This is a genomic window from Streptomyces sp. NBC_01352 (assembly GCF_036237295.1).
GTDB classification, from domain to species: Bacteria; Actinomycetota; Actinomycetes; order Streptomycetales; family Streptomycetaceae; genus Streptomyces; species Streptomyces plumbiresistens.
On the sequence record NZ_CP108354.1, the window covers coordinates 10,213,589 to 10,230,838 of the forward strand.

Sequence of the window (17,250 nt, forward strand, 5' to 3'; positions counted from 1 at the left end):
GTCACAACCGCCCTAAGCGCGCGGAGCGGCGTAGCGAGCCGCGAGTGCCGGCTGGTTGCCGCCCGAGACGAAAGCGGTCTCCGCGGCGAGCAAGGCGTCCAGGGCGGAGTCCTGACCCTCCAGACCGGGGGCGCAGACGGTCTCACCCAGGCGCAGTCCGGTCAGGCTGGCCGACGCCACGGCCTCGGGCGTCATCGCCCAGGGGATGTTGTGGCCGGCGCCGCTGTTCCACTCCGTCGCCACCACGCCGGGGCACAGCACCTGGACGCGGAGCGGGGTGTCGGCGAGTTCATTGGCGAGGGTGCGGGTGAAGCCCAGGGTGGCGGCCTTCGCGGCGACGTACAGGGTGCGCCGGGGTGCTCGCGGGTCCGTGAAACCCGCACTGAAGGCGAGGAGAGAGGCGACGGTGACGATGGCGCCTTCGCCTGCCGCGAGCATTCCGGGAAGTGCGGCGTGTACCAGTCGGACGGGAGCGACGGCGTTGAGGGTGAGCAGGCGGTCGATGTCGGCCGACTCGACATCGGTGAGCGGGGCGTAGCCGCCGGCGCCGGCGTTGCTGATCAGCGTGCGAACGTCGCCGACGGCCAGGCGGTCGGTGACAGCGGTGATGCCGTCGTGGGTCATGAGGTCGGCGGGCAGCACCTCGATGGCCGCCCCATGGGCGCGGAGTTCCTCGGCGAGGTCGGCGAGCCGGTCGGCGCGTCGCGCCACCAGGATCAGGTCGTGGTCGTCGGCCAGGAGCCGGGCGTAGGCGGCGCCGATGCCGGAGGAGGCGCCAGTGATCAGAGCGAGGGTACGAGTCATGGGGCCAGTGTTATTCAGATGGTGGAGCAGTGTCAAACGTTTGATGATTATGAAGTGTCGTATCCTTCTCCCGTGATACGAAACAATGAGGAGCTCATCGAGCCCAACGCTCTTGACCGGGTGACCTGGGCGTTGCGCCGTGCGGAACTGGCGGTACTGGCACTCAAGGAGCAGCGGCTGCGCCCGCTGGGCCTGGCGGCCTCGCACTACACCCTTCTGATGTCGGTGCACTCCGACCCGGGGCTGACCGGCGCCGAACTGGCCCGCCGCCTCAACGTGACCCCGCAGGCCGTCGCGTCACTGGTGGCGCGACTGGAGAGCCGCGGGCAGCTGGAGAGACGCGAGCACCCGCGCCACCGGCATGTGCAGGAGCTGCACCTCACCGACGCCGGGCGCGAGGTCCTGCGCGCGGCCGACAAAGTGATCGCCGGCATCGAGCTGCAGATCACGGGTGGTCTCGGCCTGGAGGAGACAGGACAGCTGCGGGGGCTGCTCAACCGGGTGGCCGAGACTGTTCGCGAGGACTGAGCCGCGGCAGGCCCTCCCTCAAGAAGGACCAATGGTCAGGTAGTTGGTCATGATCAGGCGTTTGACATGTGCCCAGGTGTCGTATTCTCGCGGCGTGAGAAACGATGATGACGGGCTGATCGCTGCCGACGCACTGGACCGGGTGACCTGGGCGATGCGGCGGGCGGAGTGGGCTGCCCAGGCCTGGAAGGATCAGCGGCTGCGACCGCTGGGTCTCGCGGCCGCGCAGTACACCCTGTTGATCAACGTCCATTCCGATCCCGGTCTGACCGGCGCGGAACTGGCCCGCCGCTTGAACGTCACCCCGCAGGCAGTGGCCTCCCAGGTGGCCCGCCTGGAGGAGCGTGGCCAGCTGGAACGCCGACCGCACCCGCGCCACCGCCACGTGCAGGAGCTGCACCTCACCGACGCGGGCCGTGAGGTCCTGCGCGATGCCGATGCCGTGATCGTGGAGATCGAACAGCAGATCGCCGAGAAGCTCGGTCCCGCGAAGACCTCGCAGTTGAGGGCGCTCCTCGATGAGGTGGCCGACGCGGTCCGGGCGCCTTGACCTGTCCTGTCCCAGAGGGGGAGCGGCCCGTGCCTGGCCGGGCACGAGCGCGCTACTCACCGCTCGTGCTGTTCCGCGCTTCCAGCGGCGCGTTCCGCCCCTGACCGAAGGAGAACCGGTGGGCGCCCCCACACTCGATTCCCTCGACCTCCAGATCATGCAAGCGCTGCAGCTCGACGGGCGCGCCCCGTTCAGCCGTATCGCCACCGTCCTCGGTGTCTCCGACCAGACCGTCGCCCGGCGGTACCGACGGCTGCGCAACACCGTCAACGTGCGGGTGCTCGGCGTGACGGACGAGAACCGCCTCGGCCGCCAGAGCTGGCTCGTACGCATGCACTGCACCCCGGATGTGGCGGAACAGCTCGCGGACGCACTCGCCAAGCGCCCGGACACGCTCTACGTGAATCTCATCTCCGGTGGCACCGAGGTCGTGTGCGGCATGAAACCACGCAGCCGAAAGGAGCGGGACGAGCTGCTCTTCGACCGGCTCCAACGCACCCCGCAGATCGTCACGGTGACCGCCCACTGCCTGCTGCACTCCTTCTACGGCGGCCCGCTCGGCCGCCTGAACAAGTCCAACGCGCTCTCCCCCGGCCAGGAGACCGCTCTGCGACTGCCGCCTCCGGTGTCGCCGGATGCCCCCGTCACTCTGGATGAGGCCGACAAGGCGCTGCTCGCGATGGTCCGCCGCGACGGCCGGGCCACCCTCACCGACCTGCAGAAGGCCACCGGCCAGTCGGAGTCGGCGGTCACTCGGCGGCTCGAGAACCTGCGCTCCACCGGCGTGCTGTATTTCGACGTCCAGTACGACCACGGGCCCCTCGGGCAGGACGTCGGCGCCATGCTCTGGCTCACCGTGGCGCCCCGCGCGCTCGCCGACGTCGGCCGCAGCCTCGCCACACACCCGGAGGTGCATTTCGCGTCCGCCACCACCGGCCAGGCCAACATCGTCGCCTCCGTGCACTTCCGGAGCCCCGACGAGCTGTACACCTACCTGAGCGAGAAGATCGGTGCCCTCGACGGCATCCAAGCGGTGGAGTCGGCTCTCATCCTGCGCCAGGTCAAGCAGCTCAGCTACGAACCGACCCGCTGACCCCGGCACGCGATCGCGTGGAGGTCCGCACGTCGTGGTCCGGGACCCGAGGGGATGGGGGTCCCGGACCACGCGCGGGCGCCTTCCCGTCCCCACGGACGCGCCCCATACCGGTACCGGCCGTCCCATGCCCTCGCTGCGACCCGGTCCGGTACGTTCTACGGCCCTGCCTCTCTCTCGGAAGGGCCCGCTGATCAGGTGGCCGGCTCAGCTCTCCGGATGAGCCAGTTCCACGTCCAGCTCACGTCCCGGCCCGTCCACGGATATCGGCGCGGCAACCGGCGGATATCCGCCGGCGATCACCGAGTAGTCGCCCGCGTCCAGGTCGGCGAAGGCATAGCCACCGTCGGACCCGGTGGTCGCAGTGCCGATCACGTTGCCCGCCTTGTCCACGAGCGTGACCCGCGCGTCGGTCAGCGGCCGGCGATCGGCGCCCGCCCGCACGGTGCCCCGAAGTACCGCCCCCGGCCACAACGCCACGTCCAGACGGGCGAGCCGAGGTCCGAACACCCGCACCGGGAGAGCGGCAGGCCGGAATCCCGCCGCGTTCACGATCACCGTGACATCACTCTGCGGCAGCTCTCCGAACGCGAACGCACCTGACGCGTCGGTCGTTTCGGCGGCCAGTGCCTCTCCCCGCGCGTCCGTCACCGCCACCGTCGCGCCCTGCACGGGCGCCCCGTCTCCGGCGGTGACCACCGTGCCGGCCAACCCGTTGTTCGCGGACAGCAGGACGTCGTGCGACAACGGCTCCTCCCCCAACACCACGGTGGACGCCTGCGGTTGGTGGCCCTGGGCCGCCGCGATCAGCACGTACGACCCCGCGCTCGGCGCATCCAGACGGTAACGGCCTCCGGGATGCGCCACGGCCCGGCCCAGCTGCCGCCCGCCCAGTGAGATCAGCGTCAGCGTGGCTCCCTCGACGGCCTCCCCTCCCGTCTCGAGTGTCCGGCCGTACAGGGCGGGACCCCGTCCACCGTCAGGGACGAACGTGTCACCACCGGTCACGGAACGGACCGCGCCCAGCCGCTGCCCGGGCCCGCCCGGCCGTCCTCCGGCATGGGCACCGACCAGCATCGGCTCAGGCTCGAACTCCGACTCGGCGGAAGGCCCCGTGTCCTCGGCTGCCACCTGACCCGCGGAGCCGGCAACAGGCGTCATGGTGCGCTGCGGAGTCCGCAGCAGTACCGCGCCGACGAGTGCGGCGACCAGGGCCAGACATGCGGCCACGATCAGGCACAGGTAGAGGCCGTCGAGGAAGGCCTCACCCAACGCGCCCATGGCCCGGCCGGTGTCCTGGCCGAGGTTCATCCGGGCCGCCGCTCCCAGGCCGCCCGCGTCCACGGCGTCGGTGATCCGGTGGGCCACCGGTCCGGTGACGCCGACGTCGCGCAGGTGGCCGGGCAGGGTGTCGGCGCTCTTCGTCGTCAGCAGGGTGCCCAGCACGGCCGGGCCGAGCACAGCGCCGACCTGCCGGAACGCGTTGTTGCCCGCCGCCGCCATACCGGCCAGGTGGTGCGGCACCGCCGCGACCGCCGTGGCCGTCATCGGGGTGATCACCAGGCCGAGGCCGAGGCCGAGCAGGGCGAGCCGCCAGGCCAGCGGACCGAAGCCGGTCGACGCGTCGATCGCGGTCAAGGACAACAGCGACCCCGCGGTGACCAGCAGGCCGGTCGTGATCATGAATCGGGGCGGGATCCGGTGCATGAGGCGCCCTGCGAGCGCGCCCACGACCAGGGACACCACACTGACGACCAGCAGCCGGTAGCCCGCGTGCAGGGTGTCGAGGCGCTGCACCAGGCCGAGGTAGAGGCTGAGGACGAAGAAGAAGCCGATCAGCCCCAGGAACGTGATCATGGCGATCAGGGTCGTCGCGCTGAAGGCCGCGCTACGGAAGAGCGACAGGTCGAGCATCGGGCTCGGGCTGCGCCGCTCGACCAGGACGAAGGTGATCGCGCCGACCGCCGCCAGCGCAAGGGCCGCGACCACCCGGCCCTCGGTGAACGAGGCGGCGCCGCCCTCGATGACGCCGTAGACCAGCGCGGTGATCGTCACCGCTGCCGTGATCTGGCCGGGCCAGTCCAGCCGACGCTCGCCGGGCGCGCGGGAATCGCTCACCAGGGGTGCCGCGACCGCCAGGGCGATGACCGCCACCGGTATGGCCGGCAGGAAGATCCAGCGCCAGGAGGTGTGGTCGAGGATCACCCCCGCGATCAAGGGGCCGACGGCCAGCGCGGCCATCAGGGACGCCGCCCAGAGCCCGACGAACATGCCGCGTTTGCGCGGGTCGGGCACGGCATGACTGATCAGCGCCAGCGTCGACGGCAGCAACGCGGCCGCGCCCAGCCCGGCGCACGCCTGACCGACCCACAGCACCTCGATCGACTGCGCCGACAGTGCGATCGCGGCTCCCGCGCCTGCCAACACGAGGCCTGTCAGGTACACCTTCTTGCGGCCGTGTACGTCACCGAAGACCCCGGCGGTCAGGATGAAAGCGGCCATGGGGAGCTGGAACGCGGACGACACCCAGGTCAGTTGTGAGGTCGACGCGTGCAGCGCGCTCTGGATGGCGGGCAGGCTCACCGAGACGGTGGTCACCGGCAGATAGGCGACGAACATCCCGAGACAGGCCATGACCAGCGTGGCCACCTGCCGTTCTCGCGGCTGGTTCACCGTTGGCGCGACGTTCAAGAAACTCTCCTCTGTAGCGCGACGAGGCCGCACTCGACTTACACGCCGATACCTTTCGGCCACTCCCGCCCCCGGAGCCAGCCACAGCTTCCAGAACCGGGAAAACCGACATCCGGTGCGGTCTTGCGAGGGATTTCCGACGGACCACCGGCTTCCGACCTGCTTCACGGAAGCTTCATATGCCGAGTGGCAGGTGCCTCATGAGGCACCTGTTGCCTGGCGGGCATGCAGGTCCTTCGCTTACCACCGTCATCGCCCGCTGCCGTTGATCACGACGCCCCACGGCACCTGACGACGGCCGCGCACACCACGCTGTCCGCTTCCGTGGCCATGGTGAACACGCCGCGCGGCGGGCGAAGCCGGTGATGATCACGTTCGCCGTCGTCCTGGCCGTCCTGGCCGTCCTGGGCGCGTGCGGCTACGCGGCAGGCGCCCAGCTCCAGCACGAGGCCGTGCGGCCGCGGCGGGGCGACACGGGCGCGTCCCTTTCACTGCGGGGCGCCGTGCGGTGTCCGCGCTGGTGGGCCGGACTGGCCGTGCTGGGCGCGGCCACCGCACTGCACGCCGGTGCCCTGTGCCTTGCTCCGGTCACCGTCGTCCAGCCGCTGGGAGTGACCGCTGTTGTGGTGAGCACGGTGTGGGGGCTGCGCTCACGCCGGGCGCGCCTGAACAGGGCCACGGGGCTCGCACTCTTCGCCGGCCGGCCGGAAGATCGTCGCCGGCCACGACATCCACCGTACGCTGACCACATTCGAGGCCCTCTACCTCCGCGCTGCCGGTCACCCCGCGGCCACGACGGCCCTCCCCTTCCCGACCTCGGCGATGGAAAGCGAGCACGATGAGTACGCAGCGCGTTCTGGTCGTCGATGACGAACCCAAGATCCGCATGACCGTGCGCGGTTACCTGGAGGCGGACGGGATCCAGGTCATCGAAGTCGCGGACGGACCGTCCGCCCTGCAGGCCGTAACCCGCGACCGGCCGGACCTCGTTGTGCTCGATGTGATGCTCCCCGGGCTGGACGGATTCCAGGTCCTGCGCCGCATCCGGGAGGCGAGCCAGATCCCGGTGATCATGCTCACCGCCCGGGACGAGGAGGTCGACCGGCTGATCGGCTTCACCACCGGCAGCGACGACTACGTCACCAAGCCGTTCAGCCCCCGCGAACTGGCACTACGGGTACGCGCCATCCTGCGGCGCACCGACAACCGCCCCGAGGCTGCCCACGAGGACGACATGCTGCGCTTCGACGGACTGACTGTCGATCCCGAGACACGGACCGTCCTCGTCGACGCCGACCGGACGGTGGAGCTGTCCGCCCTCGACTTCGATCTGCTGCTTGCGCTGGCCCGGGCCCCTGGGCGGGTCTTCACCCGGCGCGGACTGCTGACCCAGGTGTGGGGCGAGGACTTCTTCGGCGACGAGCGCGTCGTGGACGTCCACATCCGCACCCTGCGGCGCGCGCTCGGCGACGACGCGAACGCACCCCGGTTCGTGGGCACCGTCCGCACCATCGGCTACCGGTTCGTCGGGCGCCCCGCCTAGCGGCCAGGAAGGACGCCCCGACCATGCCGCCCTCCCGCTTCCCGGCCTATCGCAGGTGTCGTGCGCGGCTGCGCCGAATCCAGCAGCGGCTGTCGCTCCGCAACCGGCTGGTGCTCTCGCACGTCATGGTGCTCCTCCTGGCACTGGCGGCCATGGCGGCGATCAGCGCGCTGATCGAGGTGTGGCTCGGGTTCGATGACATCGAAGGCGACGTGGTCCTGCAGATCGGCCTCTTGTTCGGAGTGGCCGCGGCCTTCCCGGCGTCCTTCGCCCTGTCCCGGTTTCTGCTGCGTCCGCTCGACAGGGTGCGCGCCGCCACGGCCCGGCTCGCCGAGGGACACTACGACGACATCCTCGAACTCCCCAGCGAGCCGGGCCTGGCAGCGCTGGTCGAAGACGTCAACACGCTGGCGGCAGCCCTCGCCGACACCGAACGCCGCCGCGCCCGGCTGATCTCCGAGGTCGCCCACGAGATGCGAACCCCCATCACCCTCCTGCGCGCCCAGATCGAGGGCATGGCCGACGGGATCTTCATCCCCGATGAGGCGATGTTCGCCTCCCTCGCCGACGACCTTCACCGGCTGCAGCGCCTGGCGGGCGACCTCTCCAGCTTGTCCCGGTCGGAGGAGGCCGCCTTCGATCTGCACCGCGAGCCCGTCGACGTGGCCACGCTGGCGCGGACCACGGCCGAGCGACTGCGCCCCCAGTACGACGACCAGACGGTGACCCTCGTCGTTGACGCAGGCGTCCCCGTCGGCGCTTTCTGCGACCCGGACCGGATCACCCAGGTCCTGGTGAATCTGCTCGGCAACGCGCTGGCCGCATGCGATGCGCACGCGCATGTGGCGCTGTCCGTGTACACCGAACCGTCTCCCGGGCACTACGTGGTCGTCCGTGTCATGGACGACGGCATCGGCATCGCCGAACACGACCTCGAGCGCATCTTTCACCGCTTCGAACGCCTTGAGCATCCCGGCCGACCCGCTGCCGCCGGCGGCAGCGGCATCGGTCTGACCATCGCCCGGGGCATCGCCCGGGCGCATGGCGGAGACATCACCGCGGAATCCGCCGGGCTGGGCAAGGGAGCAACCTTCACCTTGCGCCTCCCGCAGGAACCCGCCCCACGGGCCGGCAAGCCTCATGTCTCCCGCTGACTCCATCGACTTCTCGACTCCTCGCCCCCTCGACCCGGAGCGGCGGTGATGAGCAGGTCGCGGTCGTGAAGGACGCCGAGCAATGCGCTCAGTGCGCGTCGCCGCGTCCGGAGACGACGAGGCGTGCGGCTGCCGTGGAGCGTGACACGGCCGGCGTCCGGGAATCGCTCGGTCCACGGGCCTTCCTGGTGCGTCGTCAGCAGGCCCGGGCAGGGAGGTGTCCTGAGTTCGTACGAGGACGATGCCGGCACCGGCACGTCGGCGCCCGCCGGCCGCGCCCGTCCCTGCCAACTCCCTCCCGCCGACACCAGGGGACGCAGCGCGGCCACCTCGGCGGTGGTGACGGCGGAGCCGGGCCCACCCGGGGACTTCCTGTAGAACTGGAACGGTGCGTGCGCGCAGTTGGCGGACAGGCGCGGCAGGGCATCGGTCAGCGGCACCCGGTTCACCTCGCCGCTCGGGTCCATGACCACCCTGGGCTCGGAAGCGGTCGGCATCGCCGACCAGCTCGGCGAGGGCGTCACCGGCATCTCGTGGTCGGGGAGTGGGCGCCAGGTTGGCGAGCCGGCTTCATGGAAGCTTCATACGCCCAGTGGTACGTGTTTTATGAGGCGGCTGTTGCCTTGAGGGCATGCAGGCTTTCCTCGTCCCGCCATCGACCGCCGTTGATCACCATGCTGTGCGGCACGTCGATCCGGTGGGGCACGCACTCAGCGAGTACGTGCTGCATGAAGGAACCGCAGGCCTGTTCGCGGTCTGTGCGGGGCAGCGGTGGCGGGGGCGGCGGCGTTGCTCGCGGGTCCGCTCCGCGGCCGACTGCCGACCGGCGCCGCAGCACCGGCTGCCTTGAGCGTCGGCTGCGCCGGACCCGCTCAGGTGTAGACCTGCGCGCGATTCGGCGCCGTCGTCCGGCCGGGACGTGGCGGGGCGGATCTTCGCGCTGACGCTCACACGCCCCGGGACCAGGTGGCCGAGCGCCGGGCCGTTCAGTTGCTGATCCATGGAGCCCTGGATGAACCACCGATCTGAAGGAACGTGAAAGTGAAACAGACCATGATGGCGGTCCGTCTGTTCGAACATGGCGGGCCCGAAGTGCTCAAGTACATAGAAGCGCCGATTCCCGAGGTCTGCCCCGACGAGGTCTTGATGCGCGTGCACGCCACAGCCGTCAACAGCTGGGATCTCCGGTACCGCGCGGGCAACTTGCCGCAGCCGCTCCCGGGACGGCCGCCATGGCCTCTGCCGTTCCAGCTCGGCCGGGACGCGGCCGGGGAAATCGTCGCCACCGGCGAGAACGTCACCAGGTGGCGCTCCGGCGACAGGGCGGTGCAGCTTCCGCACCCGCCGTGCCGCAACTGCCCCCTGTGCGTACGCGGGCTCGAAAACCTGTGCGTCGACACGGCCTACCCCGGGCACCAGGTCTTCGGCGGATACGCCGAGTACGTCGTGCGTCGCCAGGACGCGATCCTGCCCATCCCCGACGGCGTCGACTTCGAGACAGCCGCAGCCACCATGTGGACCTACACCACCCCGCTCAACTGTGCGCGGCAAGCACCCGTCGGTCCCGGCGACACGGTGGTCATCACCGGCGCCAGCGGCGGGATGGCGATCGCCTGCGCACAACTGGCGAGGCTGAGCGGAGCCACCGTCATCGGCACCACCACCAAGCCGGACCGCGACGAAGCGCTCAGGAAGCTGGGCTACGACCACATCCTGCACTCCATCGATCCCCGACTGCCGGTACAGGTCAGGGAGTTGACGCGTGGTCTGGGCGCCGACGCCGTCTGGGACTGTGTCGGCGGCAACGACTTCTTCCAGCTCTCCCTGTCCTGCATACGGCTCGGCGGCACGGTCATCGTCCTGGGCACACCGGCCGACCAGGGATCCCGGCTCGAGCTGGATGCACTCGCGCTCATCGGCGGCCAGGTGAGGATCGCCAGCGTGCGCGGCGCGACCCTGCGGGACCAGCAGCTGTGCCTGGAACTGCTGGCGGCCGGAAAGATCACCCCGATCATCGACCGGGCCTTTCCTCTGGCAGAGGCGGCCGAGGCCCACACCTACCTGGAAAGCCAACGGCAGACCGGCAAAGTGCTCCTCCTGCCATGACACTCCTGCGATCACTGGAGAGGTGAGGGCGGGAGAACCACACCAGAGGATGGGTGGTTGCGCCGTGATCGTCAGTAGGTGACCCGTTCTTGAGCGCGACGAGCCGCAATCCGCCGCCGTGGGCGGCCACCGGGCGGCCGCCCTCAAGGCCTGGCGGCTCATACGCAAGGTGTGCTGCTCCGCCACTGATGCAGGTCAGTAATGGCCGTCAGTGTCAATTTTCCGATGATAGTTACACTGGCGGCATGGCGGATCCCCAGGCAGGTGACCCGGGCCTGTTCGGTCCCGACTCGGTGACCTGGCAGGTCCACAGCGATCCGATGATGTGGATCGCCGGTGTCCGCGCCCTCTACCTCCAGGCCCTGCACCCGCGCGCGGTCCGAGGCGTCACGCAGAACTCCGACTTCCGCAACGACGCCTGGGGCCGGCTGTTCCGCACCGCCACCTTCGTCGGTACCACGACGTACGGCACCACCGAGGCCGCCGAGAAGGCGGGCGCCCGGGTCCGCAAGATCCACAGCATGCTGGGGGCGACCGATCCCGACACCGGCGAACGCTACGGCGTCGACGAGCCCGAACTGCTGCTGTGGGTGCACTGCGCCGAGATCGACTCGTATCTGCACGTCGGACGCCGCTCCGGAATCCCGCTCACCGACGCGCAGGCCGACCGCTACATAGCCGAACACCGGGTCAGCGCCCGCCTGGTGGGCCTCGACCCGGACGCCGTACCGGCCAGCCAGGCACAGCTGGACGCCTACTTCGAGAAGGTGCGGCCCGAACTCGCCGTCGCAGAAGAGGCACGCGCGGTGGACGACTTCCTCCTCCGCCCTCCTGCGCACCCCCTTCTCATCCCGGCGCGCGAGGTGCTGTGGCGGCGTGTGGCGCATCTGGCGTACGCCGCCCTGCCGCCGTACGCCCACGAGCTGTACGGCAGACCGGCCCCGGAACCCTCCACCGTCACCCGCCGATTGCGTGCCACGGGCACCCTGCTGCGCTGCATCCCCGCACGTCTGCGCTGGCAACTCCCGCCCAAACACATCCTTCGGGCCATGGCCCGCCTCGGCCCGGGCTCCCGCCCGGCACCGTACAAACTCTGACGAAGGCTCGCCATACTGGACAGGCCAGGGGAGGGCGGGACGCGGTGACGACGGGGGCGGTCGCAGGAGATGGGGGACAGCAGGCTTATCCAGGGCCGGTACCGGCTGCTCGATCTGATCGGGCGCGGTGGCATGGGCGAGGTCTGGCGGGCGCGGGACGAGTCGCTGGGGCGGCATGTCGCCGTGAAGTGCCTCAAACCGCTGGGCGCGCAGCACGACCAGGCCTTCACCCGGGTCCTGAGAGAGCGGTTCCGGCGTGAGGCCCGGGTGGCCGCCGCCCTCCAGCACCGCGGCGTGACCGTCGTCCACGACTTCGGCGAGTACGACGGCGTCCTCTACCTGGTCATGGAACTCCTGGAGGGCCGCAACCTCAGCCAGCTCCTGGAGGACAACAAGCAGCACCCGCTGCCCGTGGCGGACGTCGTGGACATCGCGGACCAGGTCGCCGCCGCCCTCGCGTACACGCACCGGCAGGGCATCGTGCACCGCGACCTGAAACCCGCGAACATCATGCGGCTCACCGACGGCACGGTGAAGATCTGCGACTTCGGCATCGCCCGCCTCGGCGCGGACATCGGCTTCACCTCCCGGCTGACCGGCACCGGTATCGCGATGGGCACCCCGCACTACATGTCGCCGGAGCAGATCGGCGGCTCGGAGGTCGACCAGCGCAGCGACCTGTACTCGCTGGGCTGCGTGCTGTACGAGATCGCCACCGGGGCGCCGCCCTTCGACCTCGACGACGCCTGGGCCATCCTCATCGGCCACCGCGACACACCACCCCGCCCGCCGCGCAGCCACCGCTCCGAGCTGCCCGCCTACCTGGAGCAGGTCATCCTCGACCTGCTGGCCAAGGAGCCGGAGCAACGCCCGCACGACGCCAGGGAGTTGGGGCGCCGGATCACGGAGGGCCGGTCCACCCCGACGTACGTCCCGACCGTCGTCACCCCGCAGCCGGACCTGCGCCCGCCCGAGCCCGTACCGCCCCGCGAGGTGCGCCTGCCGTCCTGGACCCGCGGCATGACCACCGGCCACAAGGCCACCGGCGCCGGCCTCGGCACCACGCCCCCGGACGCCGGAGCGGGCCTGACCGGCGAGTGGATCCCGCGCTCCCTCACGGGCCGGGCCGAGGAGCCCGTGCCGGCCGAGGTGCCCACCCCGTCCGCGGAGGCGGTCACCGCACTGGCCGGACGGCACAACGCCGGGCTCAGTCTGGGGCGGCTGGGCCGCTGGGCCGAGGCCGGCGAGGTGCACCGCGCGGTCGCCGCCGAACGCGAGCACCTGCTCGGCCCCGACCACCCCGACACCCTCGCCAGCCGCTACGAGGTCGCCTTCACCCTCAGCCGCACCGGCCGCGCCGCCGACGCCCTGCGCGAGTACAAGCACGTCACCCGGGCCAGAAGCATCGCGCTCGGCCCCGACCACCCCGACACCCTCGCCGCCCGCCAGGAAATGGCCTACGTGCTGGGCCAGTTGGGCCGCCACTTCGACGCCCACCAGGTCTACAACTCCGTCCTCGCCGCCCGCGAGCGCACCATGGGCGCCGACCACCCCGACACGCTGCGCTGCCGCCACAACCTCGCCTTCAACCTCAGCAGGCTCGGCCGCCTGGAGGACTCGTACCGCATGGCCTGCGAGGTGGCGGCCGCCCGCGCCCGCGTGCTCGGCCCCCACCACCCCGACACCCTGGTCACCCGCTACGAGGTCGCCTACGCGCTGGGCCAGTTGGGCCGCTGGCCGGAGGCCCTGCAGACCTACCGCGAGGTCGCCGAGGCCCGCGCCCAGGCCCTCGGTCCCGACCACGCCGACACCCTCGCCGCGCGCTACGAGATCGGCATCAGCCTCGGCCGCCTCGGCCGCAGCACCGAGGCCCTCCAGCTCTACCGCGACCTCATCGACGACCGCGCCCGCGTGCACGGCCCCGCCCACCCCGAGACCCTCCGCGCCCGCCACGGCCTCGGCGTCAACCTCGGCCGCCTCGGCCGCTGGGAGGAGGCCCTCGCCGAGTCCCGCGACGTGTGCGCGATCCGCGAGCGTGTCCTCGGCCCCGACCACCCGGACACCCTGGTCAGCCGCCGCGAGGTCGCCGTCGGCCTCGGCTGGCTGGGCCGCTGGGCGGACGCGCTCACCGAGTACCGCCGGGTGGCCGCCGCCCGCGAGCGGGTCCTCGGCGCCGACCACCCCGACACCCTCGCCAGCCGCAACGACGAGGCGCACTGCCTCGAACAGCTCGGGCGGGGCGCGGAGGCCGTCGAGCTGTACCGGCGGGTGGCGGTGCTGCGGCAGCAGCGGGCCACGGGTACTCACTGAACGCCGGCACGGTCCATCTCTGGCCGACCTAGATCACCCCGTGTTACCAAGAACCATGCCTGCACACGAGGGACACCGCACGTACGACGCCGTCATCGTAGGCGGCGGCCACAACGGCCTCGTCGCCGCCGCCTACCTGGCCCGGGCCGGACGCTCCGTGCTGGTGCTGGAACGGCTGGACCACACGGGCGGCGCTGCCGTCTCCACCCGTCCGTTCGCCGGCGTGGACGCGCGGCTGTCGCGCTACTCCTACCTGGTCAGCCTGCTGCCGAAGAAGATCGTGCGCGATCTCGGCCTGGACTTCCGGGTCCGCACCCGCACGGTCTCCTCGTACACCCCCGTCGAACGGGAGGGCCGGCCGACCGGACTCCTGGTCGGCGGCGGCGAGCGCCGCACCCGGGAGGCGTTCGCGCGGCTCACCGGCGGCGAGCGCGAGTACCAGGCCTGGCAGCGCTTCTACGGCATGACCGCCCGAGTGGCCCAGCGGGTCTTCCCGACCCTCACCGAGCCGTTGCCCACCCGCGACGAGCTGCGCGGCCGCATCGACGACGAGGAAGCCTGGCGGACCCTCTTCGAGGAGCCGATCGGGGCGGCCATCGAGGACCGTTTCAGCGACGACCTGGTGCGGGGCGTGGTCCTCACCGACGCCCTCATCGGAACCTTCGCCGACGCCCACGACCCCGCCCTTCCGCAGAACCGCTGCTTCCTCTACCACGTGATCGGCGGCGGCACGGGCGCCTGGGACGTGCCCGTCGGCGGCATGGGCGCCCTCACCGACGCCCTCGCCGGCGCGGCACGCGACGCGGGCGCCGTCCTCGCCACCGGGCACGAGGCCGTGCGGATCGACACGGACGGACGTACCGCCGAGATCAGCTACCGGACCGCCGACGGGGAGGGCGTCGCCACCGCCCGGCACGTCCTCGTCAACGCCTCCCCGCAGGAGCTGGCGGCACTCACCGGCGACGAACCGCCCGCCCCCGCCGAGGGCGCCCAGCTCAAGGTGAACATGCTCCTCACCCGGCTGCCCAGGCTGCGTGACGACTCCGTCGACCCGCACGAGGCGTTCGCCGGCACCTTCCACATCGCCGAGGGCTACGAGCAACTCGCCACCGCCCACATGCAGGCCGCCGCCGGTGAACTGCCCGCCGCCCCGCCCTCGGAGATCTACTGCCACTCCCTCACCGACCCGACGATCCTCGGCCCGGACCTCGTCGAACAGGGCTACCAGACGCTGACGTTGTTCGGCCTGCACACCCCGGCCCGGCTCTTCGACCGGGACAACGACGTCGTACGGGAGGAGCTCCTCAAGTCGACGCTCGCGCAACTGGACGCCCACCTCGCCGAGCCCCTCGCGGACTGCCTGGCCACCGACGCCGACGGACGCCCCTGCATCGAGGCGAAGACACCGCTGGACCTGGAGCGCGACCTCAGGCTCCCCGGCGGCAACATCTTCCACCGCGAACTGACCTGGCCCTACGCCCAACAGGACACCGGCCGCTGGGGCGTGGAGACCCGGCACGCGAACGTGCTGCTGTGCGGGGCGGGCGCGGTGCGCGGGGGAGGGGTGAGCGGGGTGCCGGGGCACAACGCCGCCATGGCCGTGCTGGAGGAACTCGACGGCTGATGCTCAGGCCCGCATACCCCCGTCGACCCGCAGGACCGTGCCGGTGACGTAGGAAGCACGGTCGCTCAGGAGCCATGCCGCGGCCTGGGCGACCTCCTCCGGGTCGGCGGCACGGCCCAGCGGGGTCTGCGCGTTGAGCTGCTCGACTATGCCGGGGGTGTTCGCCTCCCACTCGTCGATCATCTCGGTCTGCGTGGTGCCCGGCGCGATGGCGTTGACGCGGATGCCTTCGGGACCGTACGTCACGGCCGCCGACGCGGTCAGGCTGTTCAGCGCCCGCTTCGCCGCGCCGTACGCGGGCAGCGCGGGGTTGCCCATCAGGCTGCCCACGCTGGAGGTGTTGACGATTGCCCCGGTCCCCGCGGTGGCGCGGATCGCGGCGATCTCGGCGTTCATGGCCAGCCAGGGGCCCTTGAGGTTGACCGCGTAGATCTCGTCGAACTCGCTCTCCGGCAGCTGGTCCATCGGGCCGGGCCGCTGGCTCGTCGCCGCGTTGTTGAAGGCGACGTCGAGCCTGCCGTACAGCTCGACGGTCCTGTCGACGGCGGCACGCACGCTCGCCGGGTCGGCCGCGTCGCACCGCACGTACTCCGCGGTGCCGCCGGCCGCCCGGATCTCCTCGGTGACCGCCTTGAGCTGGGTCTCGGTGCGGGCCGCGAGGAGCACGCGGGCGCCCTCCCGGGCGAACAGCCGCGCCGCGGCCGCGCCGATGCCGCGCCCCGCCCCGGTGATGAAGGCGACCTTGTCGGCCAGCAGGCCGGCGGTCGCGGTGGTGGATGTGGAGGTGGAGGTGATCGATGTGTCGGTCATGCCGACGAGCCTGCGCCCGGCCGCACCTCGTATCCAGGCACCGGCGGTACCTGGATACGAGGTGCGGCGTCCGCGCACACTGGGAGCGTGGACCGACGAGAACTGGCCGACTTCCTGCGCGGCAGGCGCGAGCGCATCAACCCCTCCGACGTGGGGCTGCCCGCCGGGCCGCGCCGCCGCACCCCCGGACTGCGCAGAGAGGAGGTCGCGCAGCTGGCGTACATCTCCACCGAGTACTACACCCGCCTGGAGCAGGCCCGCGGCCCGCATCCGTCCCGCGAGGTGCTCGCCCAGCTCGCCCGCGCCCTGCGTCTGTCGGACGCCGAGCGCGACCACCTTCACCACCTCGCCGGCACTCCGCCGGGGCCGCCGCCCGGTCCGTCCCGCGAGGTGCGGCAGAGCATCGTCGACCTGTTGCACCGGCTGCCGCAGGCCGCGGCGATCGTGGTGTCGGCGACGTACGAGGTCATCGCCTGGAACGACCTCGCGGCCGCCCTCATGGAGGACTTCTCCGCCGTGCCGCGCCACGAGCGAAACCTGGTCCGGCGGACCTTCCTCGAGCCGTATCGCAGCGGCCGACGGCTGTACAGCGTCTCGGACGCCGACGAGTTCGCCCGGACCGCCGCCCAGCACCTTCGGGCTGCCGCCGCCCGCTACCCCGACGACCCGGAAGTGCAGGCACTGATCGACGAACTCCTCGCCGGGAGCGAGGAGTTCGCGCGCCTGTGGGCCACCCACGAGGTGGCCGCGCGCCCCACCCTCTGCAAGACCTTCGACCACCCCGTCGTCGGCCCCCTCGCCGTCAACTGCGACGTCCTGGACATCACCGACCGCGACCAGCGGGTCGTCATCTACACCGCCACCCCGGGCACACCGTCCGAGGAGGCGCTACGGCTGCTGTCGGTCATCGGCACGCAGCGCCTGGACGTTCCCGGCTGAG

Annotated in this window: 14 protein-coding genes; 10 read left to right on the forward strand and 4 right to left on the reverse strand. The window is 71.4% G+C overall.

Going from position 1 to position 17,250, the window contains the following annotated elements; all coding sequences use genetic code 11:
* Positions 1-12: 12 nt before the first annotated feature.
* Positions 13-804: an SDR family NAD(P)-dependent oxidoreductase gene (locus OG252_RS46895; RefSeq protein ID WP_329344155.1), complete on the reverse strand. Its 792-nt coding sequence runs from the start codon at positions 802-804 to the stop codon at positions 13-15.
* A gap of 72 nt (positions 805-876) precedes the next feature.
* On the opposite strand from OG252_RS46895, the gene OG252_RS46900 reads away from it, so the two are divergent.
* The 3 genes from OG252_RS46900 to OG252_RS46910 all read left to right on the forward strand — a co-directional run bounded on the left by OG252_RS46900 (position 877) and on the right by OG252_RS46910 (position 2,975).
* Entirely contained in the window at positions 877-1,332 is a 456-nt protein-coding gene (locus OG252_RS46900) for a MarR family winged helix-turn-helix transcriptional regulator (RefSeq protein WP_266445643.1), read from the forward strand.
* A gap of 94 nt (positions 1,333-1,426) precedes the next feature.
* Positions 1,427-1,882, forward strand: coding sequence for a MarR family winged helix-turn-helix transcriptional regulator (locus OG252_RS46905; RefSeq protein ID WP_266445644.1), 456 nt, complete (start codon positions 1,427-1,429; stop codon positions 1,880-1,882).
* 118 nt (positions 1,883-2,000) lie between these two features.
* The gene (locus OG252_RS46910; RefSeq protein ID WP_329344158.1) at positions 2,001-2,975 is read left to right on the forward strand and encodes an Lrp/AsnC family transcriptional regulator; all 975 of its coding nucleotides are present in this window, start codon (positions 2,001-2,003) and stop codon (positions 2,973-2,975) included.
* Between the two features lie 207 nt (positions 2,976-3,182).
* Here the strand turns inward: OG252_RS46910 and OG252_RS46915 are convergent, their stop codons facing one another.
* Positions 3,183-5,609: an MFS transporter gene (locus OG252_RS46915; RefSeq protein ID WP_329345383.1), complete on the reverse strand. Its 2,427-nt coding sequence runs from the start codon at positions 5,607-5,609 to the stop codon at positions 3,183-3,185.
* A gap of 895 nt (positions 5,610-6,504) precedes the next feature.
* On the opposite strand from OG252_RS46915, the gene OG252_RS46920 reads away from it, so the two are divergent.
* Positions 6,505-7,209, forward strand: coding sequence for a response regulator transcription factor (locus OG252_RS46920; RefSeq protein ID WP_329344160.1), 705 nt, complete (start codon positions 6,505-6,507; stop codon positions 7,207-7,209).
* A gap of 23 nt (positions 7,210-7,232) precedes the next feature.
* Positions 7,233-8,363 (forward strand): sensor histidine kinase, encoded by a 1,131-nt coding sequence (locus tag OG252_RS46925; protein WP_329344161.1) that lies wholly within the window; start codon positions 7,233-7,235, stop codon positions 8,361-8,363.
* On the opposite strand, the gene OG252_RS46930 is transcribed toward OG252_RS46925, so the two are convergent.
* Positions 8,348-8,860 (reverse strand): hypothetical protein, encoded by a 513-nt coding sequence (locus tag OG252_RS46930; protein ID WP_329344163.1) that lies wholly within the window; start codon positions 8,858-8,860, stop codon positions 8,348-8,350. The two genes, OG252_RS46925 and OG252_RS46930, sit on opposite strands and share 16 nt — an antisense overlap.
* A 544-nt stretch (positions 8,861-9,404) precedes the next feature.
* On the opposite strand from OG252_RS46930, the gene OG252_RS46935 reads away from it, so the two are divergent.
* From OG252_RS46935 to OG252_RS46950, 4 genes are all read left to right on the forward strand, one after another.
* A complete protein-coding gene (locus OG252_RS46935) occupies positions 9,405-10,469 on the forward strand; it encodes a quinone oxidoreductase family protein (protein ID WP_329344165.1) in 1,065 nt (354 codons plus the stop codon).
* A gap of 245 nt (positions 10,470-10,714) precedes the next feature.
* Positions 10,715-11,566 carry an oxygenase MpaB family protein gene (locus tag OG252_RS46940; RefSeq protein WP_329344167.1) on the forward strand — a complete coding sequence of 284 codons (852 nt, stop codon included), beginning with the start codon at positions 10,715-10,717 and terminating at the stop codon, positions 11,564-11,566.
* A gap of 69 nt (positions 11,567-11,635) precedes the next feature.
* Positions 11,636-13,876: a serine/threonine-protein kinase gene (locus OG252_RS46945; RefSeq protein WP_329344169.1), complete on the forward strand. Its 2,241-nt coding sequence runs from the start codon at positions 11,636-11,638 to the stop codon at positions 13,874-13,876.
* A 55-nt stretch (positions 13,877-13,931) separates the two neighbouring features.
* Positions 13,932-15,500, forward strand: coding sequence for a phytoene desaturase family protein (locus tag OG252_RS46950; RefSeq protein ID WP_329344171.1), 1,569 nt, complete (start codon positions 13,932-13,934; stop codon positions 15,498-15,500).
* A gap of 3 nt (positions 15,501-15,503) precedes the next feature.
* Here the strand turns inward: OG252_RS46950 and OG252_RS46955 are convergent, their stop codons facing one another.
* Positions 15,504-16,310, reverse strand: a complete 807-nt coding sequence (locus tag OG252_RS46955) for an SDR family NAD(P)-dependent oxidoreductase (protein ID WP_266445657.1) — start codon at positions 16,308-16,310, stop codon at positions 15,504-15,506.
* Between the two features lie 87 nt (positions 16,311-16,397).
* Between OG252_RS46955 and OG252_RS46960 the strand changes: the two genes are divergently transcribed.
* Positions 16,398-17,249, forward strand: a complete 852-nt coding sequence (locus OG252_RS46960; RefSeq protein WP_329344174.1) for a helix-turn-helix transcriptional regulator — start codon at positions 16,398-16,400, stop codon at positions 17,247-17,249.
* The last annotated feature ends 1 nt before the right edge of the window (position 17,250 follow it).